Genomic DNA, 24874 nt, shown 5'->3' with positions numbered 1-24874 from the left:
TTATGCGTTTTCATCATATGCCGCGGGGGTTGCGAGGGTACCTCAATCCATATTTTCGTACAACAGCCGATATTGTATACCCGATTCTGGTCTATGTTTTACTGGTTTTCCAGAGATCGTCGGAATTGATGCGCGGCAATCAATCCAAAATTACAAAGCATTCATCCCGCTTGCTAAATAATCCCAGACATATTCGGTAAAACTCCATCGAACCTGGATATCGTAAGCCGGGGCCGCACTTATATTATGGTTGATATTATGACTGATTTTATGCAGCAAAATACTGGCTTGGCCGAATCGGGTTTGGGCGCATGCGCCGTTGGCAAACCTATCCGGGTGCAAATCCAAAGGACATGCCTTGGCGAGCAAGGCGGGTGAATCGGGGCCGTCAAGCCTGAGTACAGTGTAATAGTCAGTAACCTCTACAACTACACTATGAAGGCCAGACAAAACCGCTTTAAGGCTGGCTATTTTGTTTTCAGTGTCGGCTATCTGACAATGCATTAACCACTCATTTGGACCAAGCCAATACAGTGTGGATGCGTCATTTTTAGTGCAGGTATTTGCTTCAATAGGTAGCGCCAATTCAATTTCGGATTCGACCTTCTTAACAAATTGATTGTTATTCGAATCTCCCCGCAAATTAATTTTTCCACACCACGGCAACTCAATCAGGCTGGTATCGCCATCAATCCGTGTGCGGTTATAAGCGGGAGAGTTTGTTTTGAGATCAGTCATGTGAACGCGCGCTCTGTTTGTCGAAAAATACCGGATCGGTTACCCTGACTCTGTGACTGGCGCCATCCATTAGCGCAACGTCCAGAGTTTGTCCTTTGCGATTGAAGCCTTCTTTAATTAAAGCCAAGGCGATAGACCGCCCCACGTTCGGGCTTAGGTAACTTGAGCTGACGTGGCCGAGCATATCCATTGGCGGTTTTGATTTGAGGGCTTCCACCACGTGGACGCCTTCGGGCAATACAAATTTTGGGTCTTCGGTAAGCAGCCCAACCAATTGTTTTCTGTCTGGCCTTGCCGTATCTGTGCGAGCGAAGGATCGCTTGCCTAAAAAGTCTTGTTTTTTGTTTGACACTATCCAGTCCATACCCAGGTCCATTGGCGTCGTTGTGCCATCCGTATCCTGACCGACGATGATGAAGCCTTTTTCAGCGCGAAGCACATGCATCGCTTCCGTACCATATGGACAGATGTCATACTTTTTGCCTGTTTCCATCAATGCTTCCCAGAGCGCCAGGCCATATCTGGCCGGCACATTGATCTCAAAAGCTAATTCGCCGGTAAAACTTATTCGATAAATCCTGGCCGGGATGTCGGCCACCTTGGCCTCCTTCATGGACATGAACGGAAATGATTCGCTATCCAGTGACAGTTCGGTCAGTTCTCCCAGCAACTTCCGAGAATTTGGACCATTCAGTGATGCCACTGCCCATTGCTCGGTCACGCTGGTTGCATACACCTTCATTTCAGGCCATTCGGTTTGCAGCCATTCTTCAATCCAGTTCATCACCCGCGCCGCGCCGCCGGAAGTCGTGGTCATGTGATAGTGATTTTCCGCCAGGCAAGTGGTCACCCCATCGTCAAACACCATGCCATGTTCATTTAGCATTAACCCGTACCGACTTCGCCCGGGCGCGAGTTGGTTCCAGGCATTGGTGTACAGCATATTTAGAAGTTTGATGGTGTCCTTGCCCTGAAGATCGATTTTCCCCAGCGTAGAGGCATCAAGCAGCGCGCAGGAATTTCGAGCGGCAAGGCATTCTCGTTGCACCGCGTCATGCATGCTTTCGCCCACTTTTGGAAAATAATACGGGCGCTTCCAATCGCCCACGTCCTCATACACCGCGCCATTTTTGTCATGCCACGGATGTATGGCGGTTTTACGTTTTTGCAGGAATAACTCGCGTCGGTCATGCCCGACGATTGAACCGAAGGTGAGCGGCGTGAATGGAGGCCGAAAAGTTGTGGTTCCGACTTCAGGAACGGTCACATTTCGTAAGTTTGCCATTACCGTCATTGCATTCAGATTTGAAGTTTTGCCCTGATCGGTGCCCATCCCGGTGGTGGTGTATCGTTTCAGATGTTCCACCGATTCAAAACCTTCCCGGGCGGCTAATTCGATATCAGCAACGGTAGAATCATTGTGCAATTCATGAAAGTGCTTTTTCTTTCCTCTGCCAATGGGATGGTCGCAGGGAAGAATCCACAGTGGCCGCAATGGCCCGGTTTGCAGTTCATTGGCACTGGCGTCCGAGTTGAGATTGTCAGTGTTAAATCCCGCAGCTTTGGCCGCCGCACAACCTGCTTCGAAGCCTTCAGTTAAACAATCGTTAAGGGTATAAGAAGCTCGGCATGCGCCCGCAACGATAGCCGAATTATTGATAGAAATTTGTTCGGGCACAAAGCAGTGTTGGTCATCGAGGAATTTCAGCTTACCTTTAGCCTGACTAAACAAATGCACCGTGGGGTTCCAACCACCGGCAACCCCCACTACATTGCAAACCAGCGACGCGGGCAACCCAACGACATCACTGCCATCGTTGTTAAGCGACATTATCTCAACTTTTCGAATTTTTCCTTTTCCATAATCAACCCCGGTAATTGCAGAATTTTCGATAATGTCGATTCCAAGGGCTTTTGCCTGGTTGACTAATTCACTAGCGGGTTTCTGTCGAACGTCAACCACTTGTACGTGTGCGCCGACATTTTTCGCATCTATGGCGGTTAAATACGCGCTGTCATTGTTGGTCAGAATAACAATGTTTTTCCCGGGCAATACCCCAAACCGATTGATATAGGTGCGAATAGCGCCAGCCAGCATGACCCCCGGACGATCACTGTCCGCGAAAACCAATGGTCGCTCGATCGCGCCAGTTGCAAGAACAACTTGCCTGGCGCGAATTTTCCAAAGTCGTTCTTTGGGCGCCATGCCCGGATTGTTTGGCCCCAGATGCTCATTAACGCGCTGGTTGGCAACCAGGAAATTATAGTCAAAGTATCCGCTAACTGTGGTGTTTCGCAATAGCGTCACCTGTTCCATTTTCTTCAATTCTGAAACACGTTGAGCGACCCAGGCTTCAGATAAACGGTCATTGACGGATACGGTATCGCTCAATAATGAGCCGCCAAATTCATTTTTCTCATCCAGCAACATGACCTTCGCTCCGGCACTGCCTGCCGCATAAGCCGCCTGGATGCCTGCAGGGCCGCCGCCGACCACTAATACATCGCAATGAGCAAAGGTTTTATCGTAATTGGCCGGGTCAATTTCTTTTGGCGATTTGCCAAGACCGGCTGATTTTCGAATTAATTTTTCATAAGTCATCCACAAAGACCCGGGCCACATGAATGTTTTATAGTAAAAGCCAGCGGGTAAAATTCTGGATAGCCTGGAGTTTATCGCGCCGAGGTCAAAGTTGACCGAGGGCCAGCAGTTCTGGGAGCTGGCGCACAAACCTTCGTACAATTCGATTTCGGTGGCGCGCCGGTTAGGTTCGGTGTGGGCGCCGGTTTCAAGTTGCACCAGCGCATTGGGCTCTTCTGAGCCCGCTGAATAAATTCCGCGCGGTCGATGGTATTTAAAGCTGCGCCCAACCAGATAAACGCCATTGGCGAGCAATGCCGATGCCAAAGTATCCCCAGGATAACCTTCGTAGGCTTTGTCGTCGTACCAAAACCGAATGCTCTTGGTGCGATTGAGTTGGCCGCCTTTTTCCAGACGATTAACTTGCTCGGTCATTTTGTATTCCCTGAATTTATTGTAGTATCAGGATAAATTTCGGGTGCGGGATCGCCGGGTTTATAAGTGCCATGGATGTGATCGGTAACCGTATTTCGGGCCGCATTAAACCAACGTCGACAACCGTGGGTATGCACCCACCTTTCGTAATGGACGCCCTTGGTATTGCTGCGAAAAAATACGTAATCGCCCCATTGCTCATCGGATAATTGTTGGGGATGTTGGGGACGAGCGATATGGGCTTCACCGTGACAACTGAATTCTGTTTGATCACGCTCTCCACACCATGGGCAAGTAATTAAAAACATCAGTGTGCCACCGCCGCGGCCGCGCCTTCGTCAATCAAAGCGCCAGTGTTGAATCGATCAATTGAAAAGGGCTCAGCAATGGGATGCATTTCGCCGCGGGCGATGGAATGAGCAAAAACATTTCCAGACCCAGGCGTCGCCTTAAACCCACCAGTTCCCCAGCCGCAATTAAAGAATAGATTGTCCACCGGTGTTTTCGAGATCAGCGGTGAGCGATCCACCGTGACATCAACGATTCCGCCCCATTGACGCAACATTTTCAGGCGCGAGAATATCGGATAAAGTTCGATTATCGGGCCGACGGTTTCCTCGATGATATTAAATCCGCCGCGCTGGGAGTAGGAGTTGTAAGCGTCCGAGCCGGCGCCGATAACCAACTCGCCCTTGTCCGACTGGCTGATGTACGCATGAATGCTGCCGGACATGACCACGCAATCCAGAACAGGCTTAATCGGCTCCGAAACCAGCGCCTGCAATGGAAAAGATTCAACCGGCAATCGAAACCCCGCCATTTCCGCCAGCACGCTGCAATGCCCGGCCACCACGCAGCCCACTTTTTTGGCGCCGATCAATCCGTGACTGGTTATCACGCCTTTGACCGCATTGTTTTCAATTTTGAAACCGGTCACTTCGCAGTTCTGAATTATATCCACGCCCATTGCATCCGCAGCCCGGGCATAGCCCCATGCCACCGCATCGTGTCGAGCGGTACCGCCGCGTTTTTGCAGCAGCGCGCCCAACACCGGATAGCGACATTGCAGGTTAATAAAGGGCACCATTTCCTTAATTTGCCCGGGGGTTAAAAATTCCGAATCGATGCCGTTTAAGTGGATGGCGTTGCCGCGGCGGCTGATTTCCTGCATGTCATGGACGCTGTGCGCGAGGTGCAGCAAGCCGCGTTGAGAGAACATCACGTTGTAGTTGAGCGCTTGGCTGATGCCTTCCCAAAGTTTCATGGCATGTTCGTAAATCCCGGCAGATTCATCCCAAAGGTAATTGGAGCGGACGATGGTAGTGTTGCGTCCGGTATTACCACCGCCAATCCAGCCTTTTTCGATCACGGCGACATTGGACACGCCGCACTCTTTGGCGAGATAGTAAGCCGTGGCGAGACCGTGCCCGCCACCGCCGACAATAACAACGTCGTACTCTTTTTTCGGATCAGGACTGCGCCACGCCCGCTGCCAATCCTGATGATAGTTCACCGCATTGCGGAGCAAACTGAAAATGGAATAGTGATTCATGGGGATTGCTGGTTTATTACGGGGTTCTTCGAGAAAACGGCCTTAAAAGGAACTCATCATTTAACCCATCATTTTTGATTTTTAGCACTTTGCACATTTCTTTGAATAGAGTTACCAGATTATCGTTCTGCCTATCGGGCACTTCCAACTTGCTATGGCGGTCTCGAATTGCCGTAATAACCGCCGGGCTATCGTGAAAAAGAACGGCAACTTCATTGAGAAAGAACTGTGCTTCTGCTTCATCAGTTGTATGCCTTGTTAAAACAAAGCGATAACCGACAATTTTCCGCAGTGTTTCATACTCAAGAAAGATATTCATAGACTTCGGAAGGATCGTTTGGGTTGCAAGCGTCAGCGTTTCTTGTGGTGGTGATTAACTCATGTCCTAGAATGTCAGCGATAATCATTTCCTTGACTAAACCAGGCTGCAATAAATTGTGGATGCCAACTGTTCGCGCCAACTCTGCCGCCCTTAGGACCAGAGTAATAATTTTGCGATAAACCTCACGAGCCATAAGAAAACTCCAGAATTTGCTGACTTCTATCAATCTCATCCAACCGCCGTTGCGCGATTTCAACAAACTCTGGTTGTAACTCAAACGCCAAAAAATCTCGCCCGGTTCTTTTGCACACAACTGGACATGTGCCAACACCGGCGAATGGGTCAAGCACCAAATCCCCCTCTGATGAACTGGCTAAAACGAGCCTCTCAATTAATTTTTCAGGTTTCTGAATTGTGTTTAAAGCTTCCCTTGACGCCAATTCTTTCGATTTGTAGGTGAGTTGCTTAATATCGCCCCAAACATCCCCTGGATTTTTTCCTTGGTGATTGAATTTTGTCTTTCCGTATTGCCCATTGGCAACAGAAGGGACTTTTTCACAACGCAACCTGTGTTCCAGTTCAACCAATTGTGAAACCCTGATAGCATCAAGATTATAACATTGTGGGTTTTTTCCCTTGATGAAGTAAGCAATAATGTCATAATTATTTGTATAATTGAGGCGCCCCTGAGCCAGCCTGCTTGGTTGATACCAAACAATTTTAGATTTCAAATTCAGGTATGGCCGGTAATCAATGAAGTCGATACAATTGGGTTTGCCAAAAAGGTACAGGGCGCCCCCGTTCTTTAGTTTGAAGGAAAATTTTTTTATTAAATCAAGATTAAATTCCTGAATGGATGGAATTCGATCCCAATTATTTTGGGTTACTCCATATGGTCCATCGCATATAATGAGATCCACGGACTCGTCTTGAATTTTTCCTATAAAATCAAAAGTATTTCCACAGTATATTTGGTTTCTTTTCAACACAATATTTTCCGTATTTTCGAGCAACTATTAGTATATTCGCTAAGGATAGTCCGGTCAATTAAGCAGTACGGGGGCGGCCGCTTGGAAGTCAACCTAAAATTCAACCCCCTGGGATGCCAACATGCCTTCATCAAAGGCATGTTTAATCTTGGTCATCTCTGTCACCGTATTGGCGGCATCGATGACTGCCTGGGGGGCGTCTCTGCCGGTTAACAGCAGATGCAGCCACTTTGGTTTTTGAGTTTTAATGAATTCGGCTATTTCTTCCCCGCTAATCCAGCCGTAACTACTGCAATAATTAATTTCATCCAGCAGCACCAAATCGAATTTTTCCGATAGAATTTTTTGCCGGCTGAAATCCCAGATTTGCTGGCTGGTTTTAATGTCCTGCGCCGGGTTTTTGGTATCCCAGGTAAAGCCGTCGCCCATGGTATGCCATTCAATGTTGTCGAATTTTTCGGCGGAGATTTGCTCCCCGGTTTTCCATTTGCCCTTGATAAACTGAATGACACAAATGTTTAATCCCCATCCGGCGGCGCGAAATACCACGCCAAATGCGCTGGAAGATTTTCCTTTTCCAGTGCCGGTGTGAACCAGGGTGACGCCTTGTCTGCGTTCTCTTGTTTTCATTGCCTTGTGTTCATTTTCTAATTGGTGCGTTAATCAATGGTCTCGTTATATTAAACCGCGGTCACTAAGCGACACAAATTCGCCGTCGCCGATGACTAAATGATCCAGCAATTTGACATCAATCAATTGTAAAGCTTCTTGCAGCTTTAGGGTTATTGCGGTATCGCTTTGGCTGGGTTCGGCGATTCCGGAAGGGTGATTATGGGCGATGATGACTGCGGCAGCGTTATGCAACAGGACGCTTTTTACCACTTCACGGGGATGCACCGTAGCGCCGTTAAGAGTGCCATAAAACAATTCTTCATATTCGATTACCTGGTGGCGATTGTCGAGATAAATTATTGCGAACACCTCCCGATGCTGATCGCGTAACCGATGAACAAGATATTCCGATACCTGTTTGGGATTGGTTAGTGCGCCTCCGCGTTTGAGCTTTTCATCCAAGAATCGTCTGCCAAGCTCCAGGGCAGCCTGGAGCAATGCATATTTCGCGGGACCAAAGCCAGATGCGCTGCAAATGCTTTTTTTATCAGCAGTCAGAATTTTCCGCAGGCCGCCAAATTCATTGATTAAATCACGGCCAACATCAACCGCAGTTTTTCCGCGCACACCGGTTCGAATAAATATTGCCAGCAGTTCAGCGTCGGATAGTGATTGCGCGCCCTGTTGCAGCAGTTTTTCTCTTGGTCGTTCTGCCATTGGCCATTCCGTTATTGCCATGTCATATCTCCATTACCGCATCTCGATTACTCGATCTCCATTAATTGGGTTAAACTCTACACCATGATCGACTGTAAGACAATCCATAAACACAAGCGAATTTTGGTGGGTATAACTGGCGGAATCGCGGCCTATAAATCGCCAGACTTGGTACGCCGATTAATCGAGCGCGGCGCCGAGGTCCGAGTAGTAATGACAGATGCAGCCATAAAATTTATCGCGCCATTAACGCTGCAAGCGGTAAGCGGCCATCCTGTTTTCCAACATTCTGTTTTCGAACATGTACCCGATGCCGAAGCTGAATCAGGGATGGGTCATATCGAATTGGCGCGCTGGGCGGAATTGATCGTTGTGGCGCCGGCTACGGCGAATTTCATGGCGAAAGTGGCCCACGGCGAAGCGGATGATTTATTGTCCACTTTGGTGTTAGCCAGCGAGGCGGATTTGGTCATTGCACCGGCGATGAATCAACAGATGTGGCAGAACCAAGCAACCCGGGAAAATATTGAGGTTTTGCAGGGTCGTGGGGTAACGATTATTGGCCCCGGGGAAGGAGATCAAGCCTGTGGAGAAACCGGCCCGGGCAGAATGATCGAGCCCGAGGATATCGCTCAACAGCTTTTAGGCGATGGCATTCCACAACTGCTTGCGGGCAAAGCAGTGCTGGTCACGGCCGGACCAACCTGGGAAGCCATCGACCCGGTGCGGGGAATCACCAACCGCAGCTCTGGAAAGATGGGGTTTGCGGTTGCCGATGCCGCTAAAGATTTTGGCGCAACGGTGACGGTTGTTTGCGGCCCGGTGAGCATTTGTGCGCCAGTTGGAATTGAAAAAATTGATGTGCAATCAGCGCAGCAAATGCAGGATGCGGTTATGAGTCAAATTGGCAGTTGCGATATTTTTATTGGTGTCGCGGCAGTAGCCGATTATCGGCCAGTTGAAGTGGCGGCTCAAAAGATAAAAAAGGATAATGACGAAATGGTCATTACGCTGGTAAAAACCCCGGATATTTTATCTGCGGTGGCCAGGAGCAAGCCTAAACCGTTCACGGTTGGTTTTGCTGCAGAAACCGAGAATCTGATCGAAAATTCACAGAAAAAACTTAAAGCGAAAAACGTCGACATGATTGTCGCTAACGATGTGTCGGGGCAACAGAGTGCGTTTGGAAATGATAGCAATGCGGTGAACATCATTCATAAACAGGGTGAAGTCATCCTTGAACGCACCGACAAATATAGATTGGCAATCCAGATTATTGAACATATTTGTAAGCAATACTTAAAAAAGCAAAATGAAATCAAAAATCGATGTAAAAATCCTTGATTCGCGCATAGCGGGTGAATTTGGACTTCCGCAATACGCCACTCCCGGTTCTGCGGGGCTGGATTTGTGCGCGTGTGTAGCGCAACCTTTGCAACTACAGCCGGGACAAACAGAATTAGTCCCCACTGGAATCGCGATCCATATTGCTGATCCTGGACTGGCGGCGGTATTAATTCCTCGCTCAGGCATGGGGCATAAGTATGGCATCGTATTGGGAAATCTTACTGGCTTGATTGATTCCGACTATCAAGGGCAATTATTTGTGTCTTGCTGGAATCGAAGTCGTTCCTGGTTCACTATCAATCCGGGTGATCGAATTGCTCAGATGGTACTGGTGCCGATAGTGCAGGCGGAGTTTAACGTTGTGGAAACGTTCGAACAGTCCGATCGCGCCGCTGGTGGATTTGGCTCTACTGGCGAGAATTAACCAGCCGAATTATCTCGAAACATTGCGGGTGCGCAAAGCATCACGCCCCATGATTCCCCATGAATATCGATGGTTTCTTTTTGGCTACCAGCTATTTCTCAATTCTCTTAGCTTCACAAAAACAGTTTGCGGGTCGGGATTCTCGCTGATGTCTGGAAATTTCAATCGAAGTTGTTCAATAACCTCAGGGTTTTGCAGTCGAAAAAAGGTGTTGAACTCTTTTTCCTGAGCCATTGTTGTGACCAGGGCATTGGCCGGGTCCTGATTCATTGATTGTTCAAGTAATGCCTTGGCCGCCGTGTTTCCAGGTTCTCTGTCCAGGGTAAATTCGAGATTATTGTGTAGATAATCATGCCCCGGATAAATCAACGTATTCTCGGTCAATTGCATTAACTGATTGACAAAGGTTTGGTACAACTCTTTCGGGTGGCCGCCATTGTGGCAATTGCCCGCACCCGCATTAAACAATGTGTCTCCACAAAATAACGCGGGGTGGTCGGTTCTCGATAGCAAACAAACGTGGCTCATGGTGTGCCCGGGGGTGTCAAGGGCTTCGAGTTCTACGGTATTTCCAACCTTGACAACATCGCCTGCGCTTAGACCGTCAGTCATTTCGGGTATCGACGAACCGGCGCCGTGATGCGCCAGGACTTTGGCGCCGGTGGCAGCAACGACTTTTTGGTTGCCGCCGGTATGGTCGCCGTGTTCGTGGGTGTTTACGATCTGGGTAATGTTCCAGCCTTTTGTGTTTGCATAATCCAAACACTTTTTATGATCCAGTGGATCAATCGCCAGGGCTTCGCCGGTTTCAGGACAGGCAATTAAATAGTTGAAATTGCGATAAGCGTTACCGGTCCAAATTTGTTTAACAATCATAGTCGTCCCCCGATTCTGATTCGATAGCAGTATTGTAATTGTACAAGATTAAGGCGGGCAACAAGAAAAAATTAAGGGACTGTCATAGATAACTAACCAATTGATTTAATTTAGACTTTTGGTCACTAAGTTGTTAAAACGCCACTCACACTCTTTCAAAAACAGCGGAAAATGACCCCTCGGAACACCGTTAAACGTGCTTAAATGATGCTTTGCCGGGTTCCAAAAACTCTCAATACCATTGATATGATTTCGTTACTCGGCAAACCTTATGAGTGAAAATGAGGTTGTTAAAGTAACCAATTTAATGAATAATCAACCTAGAGAGTGTTTGGGTACAAAAACCCTCTTGAGGTTTTTGCTGGTATGACTAGCAAAGACTATTTTTAAACCCAAATGTTGCACTGTTGGGTTGAGTTCGTTGAGGTATATCAACATGAAAAAGTTAGTTATCACAATAGTTTTATTTGCGGTATCAACCGGTGTATTTGCCTATGGCCAAGCATATCTTCAGAGTTGCAGTTATACATACAGTTCAGACTATGGCGAAGGCGGATATACAGGGATTTATAAGCATTCATCTGGAAACATATACTCTTATTTTTTTCCAAGCAGCGAATATTTATGGTGTCCGCAAACGATCGATTTCTAATTACAACAAAACCCGCCTGAAGTGTTTAGGCTATAAAGCACCGCTGGAAGTCTTGGAAGAACCCATAAGAACCCATAAGAATCAGGCGGGACACAACACGAAAGCGGGAATCCAGAAATCGTTGGAAACACTGGACTCCCGCCCCCGTTCAAGCCGGGGGCAGGCTGTTCGCGGGAGGGATGCAAGAGTTGTTAATCAGAGTATCCTTAACTATAAAGTAGCCAGAACGATCAAAATCTCTCCTTTTTTGTTTTCCGCTGAAATTATTAATATATGAAACATTTTAAGAAAATCGCAACGCTAGTAATCTTGTTAATGAGTTTGTTGATGCAAACAACATGTTCATTAGGAGAGAGATTTGGTAGTGATTACGGAATTAAAACCCAAATTGAAATCCCACATGGGGAGCAATTTGGTAATTGGTACGGAGTTGAATCGATAGACAAAATGGATGGAACGGCTGAAAGAGTAATTATCAACACTTCACAGATTGGATTTAAGGATGGTAAGAATTTCTCTTTTAACTTGAAATGTGTGTTTGATTATGTTTTTTTTATTGTCGGCACTAACAACCGGTTAGTCCGATTTCGAACTGGCAAAATAAGGGTTAAGATTGATGACGGTGAAGTTATGGTTTTTGAGCAAAATGAGGTCTTTCAAGATAATCGTTTTATTGTTATTTCCGAAGACAAATCTAAAAAAATCATTCTGCTGGCTGAAAAAGGTCGGAATGTTTTTATCGAAGCCAATATTGATCTCGACGACGATTTTAACAGCATCGCCGGTGTAAATAATGTCCCCCTGGATGGTCTGAATATCGAAAAGTTTTCATTAAATGGTTTTAGCGAAGCATTAACATGGTGTAATGCTTTTTAATCGTATCAATAACAACCATGAAAAACACTCTGAAAATAAAACGTTATAAGAAATCACAATGCTTAATAGCCTTGCTGTTGGCGTTATCAATGCAGGCGGTATTGGGGGCGAGATTTGGTGATTGGGGTGTCTTGGACAAGGGCGAGAGCAAAAGTAACGAGTTTGGGATGGCTATATACGCAAAAACAAAAAATATTTGGGCCGGCACCCATCAAAAATTCTTTTTATCTTTGGATTGTGTTGCAGGCGATTTTTCAGGGAAAATTTATCAACTTGTAGTGAATATTAACCCACAATTTGGTGGAATATTTGTTACTGACAAAGTAAAGATGAAGGTTGATGGTGGTGAAACTATAGTTACTGAGGACAACCTTTTTTCAAAGACAAAAGTTCTTCTTTGGGAAAAAGATACTAAAAAAATCATTCGATTGGCTAATCAAGGTCAGAAAATTCTTGTCCAAGCTCGTATTGTTCCAGGAGGCGTAGTTATTGAAGAGTTTTCATTAGAGGGTTTTAGCGAAGCATTTGCATGGTGCAATGCCCCTTAATCGTATCGACAACAATATAAGAGAAATTAAATTAGGGGCTGTCCGAGATAGCCAACGCCAACAATATATTAGGGGCTGTCCTAGATAACCAAGTTTATCGTATAAATTAAGTGTTCTGTCCCCTTAATTTGAATTTTTGAGGCGGGCATTATTACATTGGCGGGTTGGGTTTTCTGTCGGGCAATGTCACAAATCTCAGAAGTTGATTTTTGGAAATTCCCATATTAATGTGGATATTCTTCGCCATTGATTCAATTAATTCAATTAAATCTTCGTCACGAATCGTATTCTGTTGGGACTGAACAAGCACCTTCTTGAATGCGTCCAAAACTTTCGAGGCGTTGGCGAAAGTAACTGGAATCTCGTTTAAGGCGACGTTGAATTGTGTCCTATCACAATTCGATTTATGCCCCATAAATCGGCGTAATGTGTCAATTTTCCTTTCCCGATTGCTGAACCAGTAGTAGAAAACCAAAGTCATTACAGATCCAATGATGCCACCTATAAGACTAGCCCCAGAGATGTCACTTACAAAATTAATGATCGAATACATTGAATTCACTCTGCTTGATTAGATTTGATTAAGCGCCCACCGAAGCGGGGGCATGGTTTCGGTTACTGTTGCACGCCATTGACATAGTTTTCGGTTTCCACCTCGCCATCGGGGTAGCGAGTCGTCCATTTTCCATGAACCTCGCCATTCGAAAACGAGCCTTCCATTGCAATCCCATCGAGAGTTCCGCCATGAAAGCGACCCGTCCATTTCTCATGTGCCTTGCCACTGCGGAATTTTCCTTCGCCAACGACAGATATGACTACTCTCGATTCCCGCCACTTTGTCAATAAAACTCCTCTGCCTTCTGCTACGCCATTACGGCATTCACCATACCAATCCCTTTCATGCTTGTTCAATATGCCGAGTGACCAGACGAAACAGTTCGGTTGGTTATCGAGTTCCAACCAGCAATCAGGGTCGCCTGCCCTCGTTGGCTTTCTGCATTTGGGCGTCAAAGCATCGGTTTGGGAACTTTCCATGATTGGATATTGGTGCCATAAAGCAACGCGTTCCTGCACATTATCATCGCCCGTGCTGGTGACCGCTGTTGCATTAACCGACATAAGAGTCACCAAAAGTGGCAACACAATCAATAACTTTTTCATAACAATCTCACTTGGATTAAAAATGGAATCGGCATTACACACAAAAGCCTCGCCCGAAGGCGGGGACTTGAGCATGACTTGCCGATGGAAACCTATTGGTTAAGGAATTTCCTCTGACTGAATTTTGAAATCTGGCTGAATGTGATCTCTGGCGTCTTCCGGATAAACACACTCAAATGTCAATTCAGTGTGGGGTAGCAGGACACGTGGTTTATTCGGATTCACTTTGCAGTTATAATGCGCTGGATGTCTCTGAGTTTAAGCATCTGCGTATTAACCATAGTAAAATGTTTGCCGACGAGCAAAATCACATCAATGGTATTGAGAATTTTTGGAACTAGGCAAAGCGGCAATTGCGCAAGTTTAACGGGATGCGGATTCGGATAATAAGTGCAATTTCCGATAAAGTACCCAATTCTCACAAAAAGCCACCCTGTTTGATTCGATTTACTGCGTTAGAGGGGTGCCGGGTATCGAGGCGGCGGTTGGTTTGCTATTGTTACAGATGTAAGAAATTATTAACCCAGTTGAACACAGTTTTTGAATGGGTTTCGTTTTTTGCTAGCGAATTTAGGGTTGCTTGATAAACTTCCGGACCAAGAAGTTCTTTGCGAAATTCGGCTCTTTCTCGGCAAAAAGCTTTGTTGAATTCAGGGTGTCCTTGGATGCCGAGCATTTTGTTGTCTGCCACTATCATGCTGTTTGGGCAGAAATCGTTTTCGGCGATGGTCTTGAATTGCGGTGGCACATTGACCACCTGATCCTGGTGAATAACAATAAGATTGTAGCGATCGCGATTTAGATTATCTGTATCCGTCATCCACGGTTTCCTGTCTATAATTTTAGCGCTGTGGATTCCAAAGCCCCAGCCGGCTGCCGCTTTCTCGGTTTTTCCGCCTAGGGAATGGGCAATAAGCTGGTGTCCAAAACAAATACCCACCACTTTTGTTTTCTGCTCCCAAGATTCTTGAATAAATGCCTGAAGCACGCCAATCCAAGGCAGATCTTCGTAGGCGCCACAACGCGAACCGGTGATGATATAGCCGTCATATTCTGTTGGTTGCGGCAAAGCTTCCCCTTCAAAACAACGGATAGGCGTCAAACTAATACTTTTTTTCGATGGGTCAACGCCATTCTGAAACATCTGAGCATAGTTGCCGTATTGCGCCTGTGCCGACTGGTCAACATCGTCGCACAAAAGCAGACCAACGCTGAGCGGATTGTTAAGCCGATTGTTGTTAGGCATGCTCATATTATAGGTCTGATTATGGCCGGAAATTTTTTGCTGATTGGCGTAATTGCGAGACCAGCCCGGCATGGGTTTTTCAAGATTAGCCGCAACGCTTGAGTTGTGCGCGGTACTGGGCAGCCCGATTCGCCACTCGTTTTGCGGTCGATATCAGCCATTTTTTTCTTTTGTAGGTTCCTTGCGCGTATCCGGTCCAGCCCTCGTGATACGCTAGGTAGTTGCGATAACCGTCGTGCGCGGGAATGTTCAACTGCTTGCGCGTTTGCGCGACATACCAGCCGATGAAATCCATGGCATCGGAGAATCGGTCGCGCTGCGCCATGAAGTTGCCGGCGCTCTTCTTGTACAAGCGCCAGGTTCCATCCAACGCCTGTGCATAACCGAATGCTGACGACGGGCGCTTCAACGGAATGCCGAGGAAACGTTTACGCCTCGGCTTGGCGTTGGCATCAAACCCTGATTCCTGCCGCATGATGGCGAGCAGCACTGGCGCATCCGCCTTCCATTTTTTCGCGGCGCGGTGCGTGTGCTTATGCCACTTGGGCTTTTCCTTGAAAATTTTACAGGCGTTGTCGGGGCGTCTCGGCGGTGGCGACGCGCAACCGGCGATGATCAGGGTGACAGCGAGCGCCGCCGCGATCATCAACCTGCAATGCAGACGGCGTGCACGTATTGATACAATGGATTTTTTGATGGTCATGCAGGGTTATTTAAAAAGTCATTGCCAATGATGCCAGATAATGCCACGGACACAATACCTGATTCCCAAGCGCTTTTGCCAAACGCCTGATTTTAACTTGTGAAATTGTTGTGCTAACAGTACCATTACCGGTTCCGAAAAACATTTCCAACTGGATAATATAATGCTTAAAGGTAGTTTAGTTGCGCTCATAACCCCAATGGAAGAGGATGGCAGTATCGACTATTCCGGTCTGGAAAAATTGATCGATTTCCATGTGGAAAACCAGACCGACGGCATCATTTCTGTGGGCACCAGTGGTGAATCGGCGACCCTGGACATCGATCAGCAACTCGAAGTCATTGGCAAGACTGTCGAGATGGCGGCCGGACGCATCCCCGTCATTGCCGGAACCGGCGGTAATTCCACCTCAGAGGCGGTGGAATTAACCAGCCGAGCCGCACAATTGGAGGTTCACGCCTGTTTGCTGGTGGTGCCTTACTATAACAAGCCGACCCAGCATGGGCTGTATCAGCATTTTGAATACATCGCCGAAACCGTCGATATTCCCCAAATTCTTTACAATGTGCCTGGGCGAACTGCTTTAGATATGAATAATGATACCGTTGCGGATCTATCCAGAATTCCAAATATCGTTGGCATCAAGGATGCGACCGGGGATATTTCCAGGGTGGCTGAATTCGTCAGCCGTTGTGGACCGGATTTCGCACTTTATTCCGGCGACGACGCGACGACTTTAGAGTTTATCACCGCAGGTGGTCATGGCTGTATTTCGGTAACGGCAAATGTCGCGCCACAATTAATGCATGAGATGTGTATCGCTGCGATAGCGGGGGACCTGGCGCGCGCCAGGGAATTAAATAATCAGTTGGCGCCCTTGCATGCCGCGTTGTTTCTGGAATCCAATCCGATTCCGGCCAAATGGGCGCTATATGAAATGGGCTACGCTACAAAAGGCATACGCTTGCCGCTCACGGCATTTTCCGGGAAATATCACGATCAATTGCGCGCTGCGATGGCACATGCCCATGTCTCGGCGCAGATTATTTGAACGATCATTTACTGATTATTAAAAATATCATCACCGCAGTTTTGCGGGGTTTCACAAGAACGGGGTTTTATAAGATAGTGAGTGCATGCTAGTCATCCCTGGATTGTCTGCGATTTCTGAATTTCGCAAGGAAAAGGCGATCGGTCACCTCTGCAAAGCCATGTCGAATTGTCCGTCCCACAGGGGGATACTGCAAATATCGGTTGATGCAAAATTTGTTTATTTCGTAGATCTGAAAAACCCGCTGAATGAACACGAAAAGGGTATTCTTGCTCAACTGTTGAACTTGGGCGCAACCGATTTTATCGAACATTCGGGAAAGGATAATCCTGTTTACCTCGATGGTTATTCTAGCTCTGGCACTTCGCAAACACGAACCGTGATTCCCCGCTTGGGCACCATTTCGCCGTGGGCAACCAAAGCGACGGATATCTTTCACCACTGCGGATTAGAACAAATCAATCGCATTGAACGGGGGACTCGATGGCGTTTTGCGGTGTCGGGCAACCAGCAAATTTCAAATAAAATTTTAGCCGGGGTGGTATATGACCCCATGACAGAATCCATTTTGGAAGATCCGCGCGATGCCGAAAAACTGTTCGCTACGGAAATGCCGACTCCTCTGGTAATCATTGATTTGCTCGGCGGTGGTTTAAAGGCGTTGAAGGTCGCCAATGAGAAATTTGGTTTCGCATTGAGTGCCGCTGAGCAGAGTTATCTAGTCGATAGTTTCAAAAGTCTGGGGAGAAATCCGACCGATGTGGAATTAATGATGTTTGCCCAGGTTAACTCGGAGCATTGTCGCCACAAAATATTTAATGCGGATTGGGATATTGACGGTGTTTCACAAGCGCAATCATTGTTTGCCATGATCCGCCACACCCATACACAAAACCGTGCAGGAACACTGTCAGCTTATGACGACAATGCAGCCGTGCTTGAAGGTTCGATGGCGCAGCGTTTGGCCGCAGACGGTAATGATCATGGTTACCGTTTTCAATTGGAGCCGGTGCATTTTACTGCCAAAGTTGAAACCCATAATCATCCAACGGCGATCTCGCCTTTCCCGGGAGCATCCACCGGTTGCGGAGGAGAAATCAGGGATGAAGGCGCGACCGGACGAGGCGGAAAACCCAAAGCAGGATTGGTGGGATACACGGTATCGCATTTACGGCTTCCAGATTTGCCCCAGCCTTGGGAAGCAACCGAAAACAAGCCTGAGCGCATTGCCAGCCCGTTGCAAATCATGCTGGAAGGCCCGGTTGGAGCGGCCGCATTTAACAATGAATTTGGGCGCCCCAGCATCGCCGGATATTTCAGAAGTTTCGAACAAGTTGACCACCAACCCGGCTCAAATGGTCGCGTCCGACACGGCTATCATAAGCCAATTATGTTAGCCGGTGGTCTGGGGAATATCCGCCCAAGGCACGTCAAAAAACTCAATATTCCCGATGGCGCACCGATTGTGGTTTTGGGCGGTCCTACCATGTTAATTGGGCTTGGTGGTGGAGCCGCATCCAGCGTGGCTTCGGGAACGGCTGCCGAGTCGCTGGATTTCGCCTCGGTGCAACGGGGAAACCCGGAAATGCAGCGACGATGTCAGGAGGTGATTGATGCTTGTTGTGCCGAGGGCGAAGATAATCCAATTTTGTCCATTCATGATGTTGGTGCAGGCGGGTTGTGCAATGCGTTACCGGAATTGGTGCATGACTCGGATTGCGGCGGGGATTTTGAATTACGTAAAATACTGAATGACGAGCCCGGCATGTCACCCATGCAAATTTGGTGCAACGAATCCCAGGAAAGATATGTCATTGCAATCGATAGAGATAAGTATCCAGCGTTTGAAAAAATATGTCAGCGCGAAAGGTGTCTTTTTGCACAAATAGGAACGGCGACAAAGGCCCTGAATTTGGCGCTCAACGACGATTGCTTCAACACCAACAGCCCGAAACCGATAGACCTGCCGATGGAAATTTTATTTGGATTGCCGCCGAAAATGCAGCGTCATGCCGAATCAATAAAGAAACATTTCTCGAAGCTAAATTTCAACGACTTGGAACTTGACCAGGCAGTAGAGCGGGTTCTCAGTTTCCCTGCCGTTGGTGACAAAACATTTTTAGTCACAATCGGTGATAGAAGTGTCTCCGGACTCGTTGCCCGTGACCAGATGGTTGGTCCCTGGCAGGTGCCGGTGGCGGATGTTGGGGTAACCGCATCCGGATATAAAAGTGTCACGGGCGAGGCTTTTGCGATCGGCGAGCGTACCCCAATTGCGGTAATCGATGCCCCCGCCAGTGGCAGAATGGCGATTGGCGAGGCAATTACTAATATTGCGGCGGCAGCCATTGAACGAATTGACAAGATAAAATTATCTGCAAACTGGATGGTGGCGGCGGGAGAACAGGGACACGATGCGGCTCTTTACGCCACGGTGAAGTCGATAGCCTTGGATATTTGCCCGCAGTTGGGTATTGCTATTCCGGTTGGCAAGGATTCCATGTCAATGAAAACGGTTTGGCGGGATAAAGATAACAATAAAAACAAAGTGGTCGCGCCGTTATCGCTGATTGTCAGCAGTTTTGCGGCGGTAACAGATGTTCGTAAAACGCTGACACCGGTTCTAAGCAAGGTTTCTGAACAAACCGATTTGTGGTTAATTGATTTAGGTTTTGGCAAAAACAGAATGGGCGCAAGCGTGCTTGCCCAGGTTGCTAATCATGTTACAAATCAAATGGGCGATGAAGTTGCTGATTTAGATGATGCGCAAACATTGCAACAATTTTTCGAGTTGATTCAGCGATTGAATAACAAAAATTTAATACTGTCCTACCACGATCGCTCAGATGGTGGTTTGATGACTACGCTGTGCGAAATGGCCTTCGCGTCGAGATGTGGCTTGTCGGTCAACCTTGATTCCCTGAGTGGGGTGGGCGAGGATAATTTTGCGGTGTTGTTTAACGAGGAACTGGGCGCGGTAGTCCAAACCCGCCATTTTGATCGAGATCGAGTTTTAGCCGCATTTGAACGCGCAAATTTGTCCAAAGCGTGCCATTTTATAGGTCGTCCTGAGCCGGGGAATAATATCGAGCTCACATTTGAGGGTAAGGTGTTTTTCGAAAAACCGCGTAGCGAGTGCCATCGTATTTGGTCTCAAACTACCTGGCAAATACAACGAATGCGTGATAATCCGGTTTGTGCAGATCAGGAATATCAGCGTATTAATGATAACCAGGATCCGGGTCTTTTTTGCGATTTAAGTTTCGACCATGGAGAGGATGCCAACCAACGAATTATATCAACGGCAAATATATTGCCGATAAATATTTCGATAGAGGTTAAACCCAAAATTGCTGTTCTAAGAGAGCAAGGGGTGAATGGACAGTTGGAGATGGCGGCGGCGTTTCACAGCGTTGGATTTGAGGCGGTTGACGTTACCATGACTGATCTGGTCAATGGTGCGACCCTGGCTGATTTTAAAGGCATCGCCGCGTGCGGCGGATTTTCTTTTGGCGATGTACTGGGGGCCGGGGAAGGTTGGGGTAAGTCGATCTTGTTTAATCCGCGATTAAAAGACCAGTTCGAAAAATTCTTTAATCGCGCAGATACGTTTTCCCTGGGCGTATGCAATGGTTGTCAAATGATGTCGTCAATAAAAAGTTTAATTCCGGGAGCGACCCATTGGCCAAAATTTTTGCGTAACACTTCTGAACAATATGAAGCCCGAGTTGCCATGGTTGAAGTGTGTTCGGAAAAGTCGGTTCTATTTGAGGGCATGGCGAGTTCTAAATTCCCGGTATCCGTTGCCCACGGTGAGGGGCGGGCCGATTTTGAGAGCGACTACGCTATGAACGAAATGCAGGCACAGGATCAGTTGTGTTTGCGTTTTATTGATAACCGCGGCGACCCGACGGCAACTTATCCATACAATTCCAATGGATCAATACATGGCATGACCGGATTCACCAACCATGATGGGCGAGCGACAATCATGATGCCGCACCCGGAACGAGTGTTTAGAACCCTGGCGAATTCGTGGCACCCTGACGGATGGGGAGAATATAGCCCGTGGATCAGGATTTTCAGAAACGCGCGGGCGTGGGTGGATTGAGCACCGCTTGTGGCGGATGAAACTGGCTTTTACTTTGGGGCGACCAGCATAAACTAGCCATTTTTGAATAATTCATCAGACGGCTTCCAATTTTCCGCATATTTGTCGGCTTGCTCTAGCCACCTGAATATACGCTTATCAATGGGACATTCAAATCCCCCGTATTCAGTAAAGAGCGCGGCATCTAGTGACAGTGATGCTTGCCGCATTTCTGGTTTAATATCAGCCGCTTTGCTGCCATTGATTGACACGTCTTGGCAGGGGAACCCGCCAATCACATATCAGCCCGCTTAGGCAAAGACGGCAAATGTTCAAATATATCGCCGCAATGGATGTCATGTTTTAGATTAGCCTTGTAGGTATCGCATGCGGCGGAATTCAAATCATTAGCCCAAACAATCTCAAACGGCAGGCGGTCGTAAGTCTTGCGATGAAACCTGAAGCCGCCTGCGAACCCTAAATCCATACCTCCGCAACCAGAGAACAGACTTACAATCTTTCTAATGTTTTGGATTTTTTGCTCAGCCATCTTTGTCGAAAATTAGCCAATGTTTCAGATGTTTTCAAGTCTTATTTGACTAGTTATGTGGTGGTTTTTACTTTCGTTGCCGGGATTTTCTTAGTCGATTGACCGCAAAAAACAACAGCGACCAGGATGCGCCCTGGAACAAAAGAAACAGGATTTGTTGTAGTCCTGACGCATTGCCGAAGACGATGCCGGTCAGTTTGGACAGCAATATCATCGGCAACAGCATGATGTTGGCGATGCTCGGCGAAACCTGCAAGCCAATAAACAAACCGAAAAACAGCATCAGCAGACCGAAAAGGAACCCCCAGAGCGCTATTTTCATCCTTTTCGTGTGTTCATCGGTTGGCACAAATGCACATCCACTCACATATTCGCATAGTTCGGTCCGCCGCCACCTTCCGGGCTGACCCAAGTAATGTTCATGGTCGGGTCTTTGATATCGCAGGTTTTGCAATGCACACAATTTTGGGCGTTGATGCGAAGTTCGGGTTTGCCGTCGGTTTTGGGGAATTCATACACGCCGGCCGGGCAGAAGCGCACTTCGGGGCCGGCGTAGGTGTTGAAATTGACTTTCACCGCATTCGCCGGCTTCGCCAATTGCAGGTGAACCGGTTGATCTTCATGGTGGTTGGTGTTGGACAAATAAACCGAAGAAGTTTTATCAAAGCTGAGCACGCCGTCGGGTTTTGCGTAGTTGATCGGCTCAAACTCTGATGCGAGTTTGAATGTTTCATGGTCAGGCACGGGATCGGTCAACTTTAACGGTAGTTTTCCGGCAAAAATATTTTGGTCGATAAAGTTATATGCGCCGCCCAGCCAAGTGCCGAATTTATGCAGTGCAGCCCCAAAATTTCTTGATCGGTGCAGTTCTTCGTAAAGCCATGAATTTTCAAAGTGGCTTTGATAATCATCCAGATCGCCATTTCCATGAATGACATCGAATACGGTTTCAGCGGCCAGCATCCCGGATTTCATTGCGGTATGGGAGCCCTTTATCTTTGAAAAATTTAATGTTCCGGCATCGCAACCGATGAGCAGTCCATTGGGCAGACACATTTTTGGCAATGCATTGAGACCGCCTTTAGTGATTGCTCTGGCCCCGTAAGCAATTCGTTTCCCGCCTTTCAGATAGCCCTTGATTTGCGGATGGTGCTTGAATCGCTGTAGCTCATCAAACGGGCTTAAATAGGGATTGTCATAAGACAAGTCGGTGATTAACCCGATTGACACCAGATTATCTCCGAGGTGGTAGAGAAAAGACCCGCCGGAGGCGCCGTGTTCGGCCAGCGGCCAGCCTACACCATGAACCACCAATCCTGGTTGGTGTTTGTCGGGATCAATTTCCCAAAGCTCCTTGATGCCAATGCCGTAGTGTTGAGTTTGACTGTTTTTATCGAGTTCGAATTGGTTTATCAACTGCTTGCCCAAGTGTCCCCTACAGCCCTCGGCAAACAAAGTTACCTTTGCCTGTAGCGCTATCCCTGGTTCGTAGGACGCTTTAGGCTGGTCGTCGCTGCCGCGCCCCATTTCACCGGTAGCGACTCCTTTGATGCTGCCGTCTTCGTGAAACAATACTTCGGAGGCTGGAAATCCAGGAAATATTTCAACCCCCAAGCCTTCAGCCTGTTCTCCGAGCCAGCGGCATAAATCGCCCAGACTGATGATGTAATTGCCTTCATTGTGCATCGGTTTTGGAACCATCCACAGCGGTATGCTGAGTGCTTTGCTTTCACTTTTGAACATCAACACTCGGTCTTTTTGAACCGATGTTTCCAGCGGCGCCCGCCGTTCTTTCCAATCGGGAAACAACTCGTTCAATGCTCTGGGTTCAAATAATGCACCCGAGAGAATATGCGCCCCCACTTCCGATCCCTTTTCCAGAACAACCACTGAGAGTTCTTTTTGTCGGGTCTCGGCCAATTGCATTAATTTGCAGGCAGCAGATAGTCCAGCCGGGCCGGCGCCGACGATAACCACGTCGACTTCCATTGATTCGCATTCGGGCTGCTGTTCAGGTTGCTGTTCGGGCATCATTTTTTTTCGATCAGGGGAATTATGGATTGGGGCATCCTTATTAAATAGTCTGCATTTTGCTATTGATGCGGGTAAAATTCCAGCCCTTTACCGATAATATAGATTATCCATGACAACGGCAAGTATGAATACCTCAGGCGAGGGCATTTCGATTACACGGGATATGTATGAGCAGGTAATGACGCCTAATTACGCGCCCATGGCGATATTGCCCGAGCGTGGCCAGGGTTGCCGTCTTTGGGATACAGATGGAAAGGAATATCTGGATTTTGCCGGCGGGATCGCCGTCTCGGTGTTGGGTCATGCGCACCCGGAATTGATAAAAGCATTGACCGATCAGGCAAATAAGTTCTGGCATTTAAGCAACTTTTTAACCAATAAACCGGCCATCCAACTGGCTAAAACGCTTTGTGAAAGCACGTTTGCTGAACGTGTGTTTCTGGCGAATTCCGGTGCCGAAGTAAACGAAGCGGCATTAAAACTTGCGCGCCGCTATGCGATTGACAAACATGGCAAGAATAAAATCGAAATTCTCGCTTTTGACAACGCCTTTCATGGCCGAACATGGTTTACCGTATGCGTTGGCGGACAACCGAAATACAGCGATGGCTTTGGGCCGAAACCCGGCGGTATATCACATCGACCATTTAACGATGCCACAGCGGTTAAAAAATATTTCACTGAACAGGGCGACAAAGTATGCGCAGTTATTGTTGAGCCGGTTCAGGGGGAGGGCGGTGTCACACCGGCAACAGCGGAGTTTGTTCAAACCATCCGCGAATGTTGTGATACCCATAATGCGTTAATGATCTTTGATGAAATCCAAACCGGTGTGGGTCGATCTGGAAAACTATACACATATGAAAAACTGGCGGTTACCCCTGATATTCTAACCACCGCTAAAGCGTTGGGCGGCGGATTCCCAATTAGTGCAATGCTGACCACGGAAGAAATTGCCAGCAGTTTGGTGGTCGGCACCCACGGCAGCACCTTTGGCGGCAATCCGATGGCCTGTGCTGTTGCCTGTAAAGTGTTGGAATTAATCAATACACCCGAAATGCTGTCTGGCGTTGAAACCAAGAGCCATCAAATGATTGACGGCTTAAAAGCAATCAATCAAAAGCACAATGTGTTTGATGATATTCGTGGCGTTGGATTGTTGCTTGGATGCGAGATGAACGCGCACTACAAAGATCGAGCAAGAGAGGTCTTGTCAGCCTGCACAGAAAATGGGTTATTGGTACTGGTGGCTGGCGCTAACGTGGTCAGACTCGCGCCGCCATTGAATATCAGCGAGTCTGAAATAAACCAAGGCCTTGCCCTGATGGACAATGCGATTCAGCATTTATAACAAATTGAAATTATAGCCA

The 24874-nt window shown here is 47.5% G+C and carries 24 protein-coding genes and 3 pseudogenes; 9 read left to right on the top strand and 18 right to left on the bottom strand.

Annotated features, from left to right (window positions below):
• Positions 1-150: 150 nt before the first annotated feature.
• The 9 genes and pseudogenes from ACPXXB_RS08855 to radC form a co-directional block, all read right to left on the bottom strand.
• Positions 151-738 (bottom strand): sarcosine oxidase subunit gamma, encoded by a 588-nt coding sequence (locus tag ACPXXB_RS08855; protein WP_423906724.1) that lies wholly within the window; start codon positions 736-738, stop codon positions 151-153.
• Positions 731-3754 carry a sarcosine oxidase subunit alpha family protein gene (locus tag ACPXXB_RS08850; RefSeq protein WP_423906722.1) on the bottom strand — a complete coding sequence of 1008 codons (3024 nt, stop codon included), beginning with the start codon at positions 3752-3754 and terminating at the stop codon, positions 731-733. Before ACPXXB_RS08850 ends, ACPXXB_RS08855 begins: the two co-directional genes overlap by 8 nt.
• Entirely contained in the window at positions 3751-4062 is a 312-nt protein-coding gene (locus ACPXXB_RS08845) for a sarcosine oxidase subunit delta (RefSeq protein ID WP_423906719.1), read from the bottom strand. Before ACPXXB_RS08845 ends, ACPXXB_RS08850 begins: the two co-directional genes overlap by 4 nt.
• A complete protein-coding gene (locus ACPXXB_RS08840; RefSeq protein WP_423906718.1) occupies positions 4062-5306 on the bottom strand; it encodes a sarcosine oxidase subunit beta family protein in 1245 nt (414 codons plus the stop codon). The genes ACPXXB_RS08845 and ACPXXB_RS08840 overlap by 1 nt, the downstream gene beginning before the upstream one ends.
• 16 nt (positions 5307-5322) lie before the next feature.
• Positions 5323-5625 carry a hypothetical protein gene (locus ACPXXB_RS08835; RefSeq protein WP_423906715.1) on the bottom strand — a complete coding sequence of 101 codons (303 nt, stop codon included), beginning with the start codon at positions 5623-5625 and terminating at the stop codon, positions 5323-5325.
• Positions 5609-5821, bottom strand: a complete 213-nt coding sequence (locus tag ACPXXB_RS08830; protein ID WP_423906713.1) for a hypothetical protein — start codon at positions 5819-5821, stop codon at positions 5609-5611. The genes ACPXXB_RS08835 and ACPXXB_RS08830 overlap by 17 nt, the downstream gene beginning before the upstream one ends.
• Positions 5811-6641: a DNA-methyltransferase gene (locus ACPXXB_RS08825; protein ID WP_423906710.1), complete on the bottom strand. Its 831-nt coding sequence runs from the start codon at positions 6639-6641 to the stop codon at positions 5811-5813. Before ACPXXB_RS08825 ends, ACPXXB_RS08830 begins: the two co-directional genes overlap by 11 nt.
• Before the next feature lie 69 nt (positions 6642-6710).
• Positions 6711-7253: pseudogene (gene cobO / locus ACPXXB_RS08820) on the bottom strand (cob(I)yrinic acid a,c-diamide adenosyltransferase); the annotation flags it as partial.
• 39 nt (positions 7254-7292) lie between these two features.
• Positions 7293-7967 (bottom strand): RadC family protein, encoded by a 675-nt coding sequence (gene radC, locus ACPXXB_RS08815; protein WP_423906708.1) that lies wholly within the window; start codon positions 7965-7967, stop codon positions 7293-7295.
• Between the two features lie 63 nt (positions 7968-8030).
• On the opposite strand from radC, the gene coaBC reads away from it, so the two are divergent.
• Together coaBC and dut are read left to right on the top strand one after the other, a co-directional pair.
• Positions 8031-9290, top strand: a complete 1260-nt coding sequence (gene coaBC, locus ACPXXB_RS08810) for a bifunctional phosphopantothenoylcysteine decarboxylase/phosphopantothenate--cysteine ligase CoaBC (RefSeq protein ID WP_423906705.1) — start codon at positions 8031-8033, stop codon at positions 9288-9290.
• Positions 9259-9717 (top strand): dUTP diphosphatase, encoded by a 459-nt coding sequence (dut, locus tag ACPXXB_RS08805; RefSeq protein ID WP_423906702.1) that lies wholly within the window; start codon positions 9259-9261, stop codon positions 9715-9717. The genes coaBC and dut overlap by 32 nt, the downstream gene beginning before the upstream one ends.
• Before the next feature lie 84 nt (positions 9718-9801).
• On the opposite strand, the gene ACPXXB_RS08800 is transcribed toward dut, so the two are convergent.
• Together ACPXXB_RS08800 and ACPXXB_RS08795 are read right to left on the bottom strand one after the other, a co-directional pair.
• Positions 9802-10593, bottom strand: a complete 792-nt coding sequence (locus ACPXXB_RS08800) for a hydroxyacylglutathione hydrolase (RefSeq protein ID WP_423906700.1) — start codon at positions 10591-10593, stop codon at positions 9802-9804.
• A 105-nt stretch (positions 10594-10698) separates the two neighbouring features.
• Positions 10699-10848: pseudogene (locus tag ACPXXB_RS08795) on the bottom strand (IS1595 family transposase); the annotation flags it as partial.
• 239 nt (positions 10849-11087) lie between these two features.
• On the opposite strand from ACPXXB_RS08795, the gene ACPXXB_RS08790 reads away from it, so the two are divergent.
• From ACPXXB_RS08790 to ACPXXB_RS08780, 3 genes are read left to right on the top strand one after another with little or no spacing between them, the layout of a single operon-like run.
• Positions 11088-11522 carry a hypothetical protein gene (locus ACPXXB_RS08790; protein WP_423906698.1) on the top strand — a complete coding sequence of 145 codons (435 nt, stop codon included), beginning with the start codon at positions 11088-11090 and terminating at the stop codon, positions 11520-11522.
• Positions 11519-12121: a hypothetical protein gene (locus tag ACPXXB_RS08785; protein WP_423906697.1), complete on the top strand. Its 603-nt coding sequence runs from the start codon at positions 11519-11521 to the stop codon at positions 12119-12121. Before ACPXXB_RS08790 ends, ACPXXB_RS08785 begins: the two co-directional genes overlap by 4 nt.
• Before the next feature lie 17 nt (positions 12122-12138).
• The gene (locus tag ACPXXB_RS08780) at positions 12139-12669 is read left to right on the top strand and encodes a hypothetical protein (protein ID WP_423906695.1); all 531 of its coding nucleotides are present in this window, start codon (positions 12139-12141) and stop codon (positions 12667-12669) included.
• Positions 12670-12820: 151 nt separating this feature from the next.
• Here ACPXXB_RS08780 and ACPXXB_RS08775 read toward each other — a convergent pair whose 3' ends face one another.
• Positions 12821-13222 carry a DUF6680 family protein gene (locus ACPXXB_RS08775; RefSeq protein WP_423906692.1) on the bottom strand — a complete coding sequence of 134 codons (402 nt, stop codon included), beginning with the start codon at positions 13220-13222 and terminating at the stop codon, positions 12821-12823.
• A 62-nt stretch (positions 13223-13284) separates the two neighbouring features.
• Positions 13285-13830, bottom strand: coding sequence for a toxin-antitoxin system YwqK family antitoxin (locus tag ACPXXB_RS08770; protein ID WP_423906689.1), 546 nt, complete (start codon positions 13828-13830; stop codon positions 13285-13287).
• A 206-nt stretch (positions 13831-14036) separates the two neighbouring features.
• Between ACPXXB_RS08770 and ACPXXB_RS08765 the strand changes: the two are divergent.
• Positions 14037-14168: pseudogene (locus tag ACPXXB_RS08765) on the top strand (transposase); the annotation flags it as partial.
• 161 nt (positions 14169-14329) lie between these two features.
• On the opposite strand, the gene ACPXXB_RS08760 reads toward ACPXXB_RS08765, so the two are convergent.
• Together ACPXXB_RS08760 and ACPXXB_RS08755 are read right to left on the bottom strand one after the other, a co-directional pair.
• Positions 14330-15148 (bottom strand): homoserine O-acetyltransferase/O-succinyltransferase family protein, encoded by an 819-nt coding sequence (locus ACPXXB_RS08760; RefSeq protein WP_423906686.1) that lies wholly within the window; start codon positions 15146-15148, stop codon positions 14330-14332.
• Positions 15149-15161: 13 nt separating this feature from the next.
• Complete coding sequence (locus ACPXXB_RS08755) at positions 15162-15779, bottom strand: transglycosylase SLT domain-containing protein (protein WP_423906683.1); 618 nt, start codon at positions 15777-15779, stop codon at positions 15162-15164.
• A gap of 163 nt (positions 15780-15942) precedes the next feature.
• Between ACPXXB_RS08755 and dapA the strand changes: the two genes are divergently transcribed.
• Both dapA and purL read left to right on the top strand, forming a co-directional pair.
• Positions 15943-16830: a 4-hydroxy-tetrahydrodipicolinate synthase gene (dapA, locus tag ACPXXB_RS08750; RefSeq protein WP_423906680.1), complete on the top strand. Its 888-nt coding sequence runs from the start codon at positions 15943-15945 to the stop codon at positions 16828-16830.
• Between the two features lie 85 nt (positions 16831-16915).
• The gene (purL, locus tag ACPXXB_RS08745) at positions 16916-20941 is read left to right on the top strand and encodes a phosphoribosylformylglycinamidine synthase (protein WP_423906677.1); all 4026 of its coding nucleotides are present in this window, start codon (positions 16916-16918) and stop codon (positions 20939-20941) included.
• 274 nt (positions 20942-21215) lie between these two features.
• Here the strand turns inward: purL and ACPXXB_RS08740 are convergent, their stop codons facing one another.
• The 3 genes from ACPXXB_RS08740 to ACPXXB_RS08730 form a co-directional block, all read right to left on the bottom strand.
• Complete coding sequence (locus tag ACPXXB_RS08740) at positions 21216-21470, bottom strand: DNA cytosine methyltransferase (RefSeq protein ID WP_423906674.1); 255 nt, start codon at positions 21468-21470, stop codon at positions 21216-21218.
• A gap of 67 nt (positions 21471-21537) precedes the next feature.
• Positions 21538-21792, bottom strand: coding sequence for a hypothetical protein (locus ACPXXB_RS08735; RefSeq protein ID WP_423906671.1), 255 nt, complete (start codon positions 21790-21792; stop codon positions 21538-21540).
• 41 nt (positions 21793-21833) lie between these two features.
• A complete protein-coding gene (locus ACPXXB_RS08730; protein ID WP_423906669.1) occupies positions 21834-23504 on the bottom strand; it encodes an electron transfer flavoprotein-ubiquinone oxidoreductase in 1671 nt (556 codons plus the stop codon).
• 109 nt (positions 23505-23613) lie between these two features.
• Between ACPXXB_RS08730 and ACPXXB_RS08725 the strand changes: the two genes are divergently transcribed.
• Complete coding sequence (locus ACPXXB_RS08725) at positions 23614-24855, top strand: acetylornithine/succinyldiaminopimelate transaminase (protein WP_423906666.1); 1242 nt, start codon at positions 23614-23616, stop codon at positions 24853-24855.
• Positions 24856-24874 lie beyond the last annotated feature (19 nt).

Source organism: Candidatus Spongiihabitans sp., assembly GCF_965237845.1.
In the GTDB taxonomy this organism is placed as follows: domain Bacteria; phylum Pseudomonadota; class Gammaproteobacteria; order Arenicellales; family Poriferihabitantaceae; genus Spongiihabitans.
Note: the sequence above shows the minus strand (reverse complement) of the source record. Positions and strands in the feature narration are given on the sequence as shown.

What these genes read in the sequence shown, in the direction of transcription:
- ACPXXB_RS08770 (WP_423906689.1), bottom strand. Translation starts at nt 13,830, where the DNA reads ATGAAAAAGTTATTGATTGTGTTGCCACTTTTGGTGACTCTTATGTCG.
- ACPXXB_RS08830 (WP_423906713.1), bottom strand. Translation starts at nt 5,821, where the DNA reads ATGGCTCGTGAGGTTTATCGCAAAATTATTACTCTGGTCCTAAGGGCG.
- ACPXXB_RS08725 (WP_423906666.1), top strand. Translation starts at nt 23,614, where the DNA reads ATGACAACGGCAAGTATGAATACCTCAGGCGAGGGCATTTCGATTACA.
- ACPXXB_RS08855 (WP_423906724.1), bottom strand. Translation starts at nt 738, where the DNA reads ATGACTGATCTCAAAACAAACTCTCCCGCTTATAACCGCACACGGATT.
- coaBC (WP_423906705.1), top strand. Translation starts at nt 8,031, where the DNA reads ATGATCGACTGTAAGACAATCCATAAACACAAGCGAATTTTGGTGGGT.
- ACPXXB_RS08840 (WP_423906718.1), bottom strand. Translation starts at nt 5,306, where the DNA reads ATGAATCACTATTCCATTTTCAGTTTGCTCCGCAATGCGGTGAACTAT.
- dapA (WP_423906680.1), top strand. Translation starts at nt 15,943, where the DNA reads ATGCTTAAAGGTAGTTTAGTTGCGCTCATAACCCCAATGGAAGAGGAT.
- ACPXXB_RS08740 (WP_423906674.1), bottom strand. Translation starts at nt 21,470, where the DNA reads ATGGCTGAGCAAAAAATCCAAAACATTAGAAAGATTGTAAGTCTGTTC.
- ACPXXB_RS08835 (WP_423906715.1), bottom strand. Translation starts at nt 5,625, where the DNA reads ATGAATATCTTTCTTGAGTATGAAACACTGCGGAAAATTGTCGGTTAT.
- ACPXXB_RS08760 (WP_423906686.1), bottom strand. Translation starts at nt 15,148, where the DNA reads ATGCCGGGCTGGTCTCGCAATTACGCCAATCAGCAAAAAATTTCCGGC.
- ACPXXB_RS08850 (WP_423906722.1), bottom strand. Translation starts at nt 3,754, where the DNA reads ATGACCGAGCAAGTTAATCGTCTGGAAAAAGGCGGCCAACTCAATCGC.
- ACPXXB_RS08785 (WP_423906697.1), top strand. Translation starts at nt 11,519, where the DNA reads ATGAAACATTTTAAGAAAATCGCAACGCTAGTAATCTTGTTAATGAGT.
- ACPXXB_RS08730 (WP_423906669.1), bottom strand. Translation starts at nt 23,504, where the DNA reads ATGATGCCCGAACAGCAACCTGAACAGCAGCCCGAATGCGAATCAATG.
- dut (WP_423906702.1), top strand. Translation starts at nt 9,259, where the DNA reads ATGAAATCAAAAATCGATGTAAAAATCCTTGATTCGCGCATAGCGGGT.
- ACPXXB_RS08845 (WP_423906719.1), bottom strand. Translation starts at nt 4,062, where the DNA reads ATGTTTTTAATTACTTGCCCATGGTGTGGAGAGCGTGATCAAACAGAA.
- ACPXXB_RS08775 (WP_423906692.1), bottom strand. Translation starts at nt 13,222, where the DNA reads ATGTATTCGATCATTAATTTTGTAAGTGACATCTCTGGGGCTAGTCTT.
- ACPXXB_RS08755 (WP_423906683.1), bottom strand. Translation starts at nt 15,779, where the DNA reads ATGACCATCAAAAAATCCATTGTATCAATACGTGCACGCCGTCTGCAT.
- ACPXXB_RS08780 (WP_423906695.1), top strand. Translation starts at nt 12,139, where the DNA reads ATGAAAAACACTCTGAAAATAAAACGTTATAAGAAATCACAATGCTTA.
- ACPXXB_RS08790 (WP_423906698.1), top strand. Translation starts at nt 11,088, where the DNA reads ATGGCCAAGCATATCTTCAGAGTTGCAGTTATACATACAGTTCAGACT.
- ACPXXB_RS08800 (WP_423906700.1), bottom strand. Translation starts at nt 10,593, where the DNA reads ATGATTGTTAAACAAATTTGGACCGGTAACGCTTATCGCAATTTCAAC.
- purL (WP_423906677.1), top strand. Translation starts at nt 16,916, where the DNA reads ATGCTAGTCATCCCTGGATTGTCTGCGATTTCTGAATTTCGCAAGGAA.
- radC (WP_423906708.1), bottom strand. Translation starts at nt 7,967, where the DNA reads ATGGCAATAACGGAATGGCCAATGGCAGAACGACCAAGAGAAAAACTG.
- ACPXXB_RS08735 (WP_423906671.1), bottom strand. Translation starts at nt 21,792, where the DNA reads ATGAAAATAGCGCTCTGGGGGTTCCTTTTCGGTCTGCTGATGCTGTTT.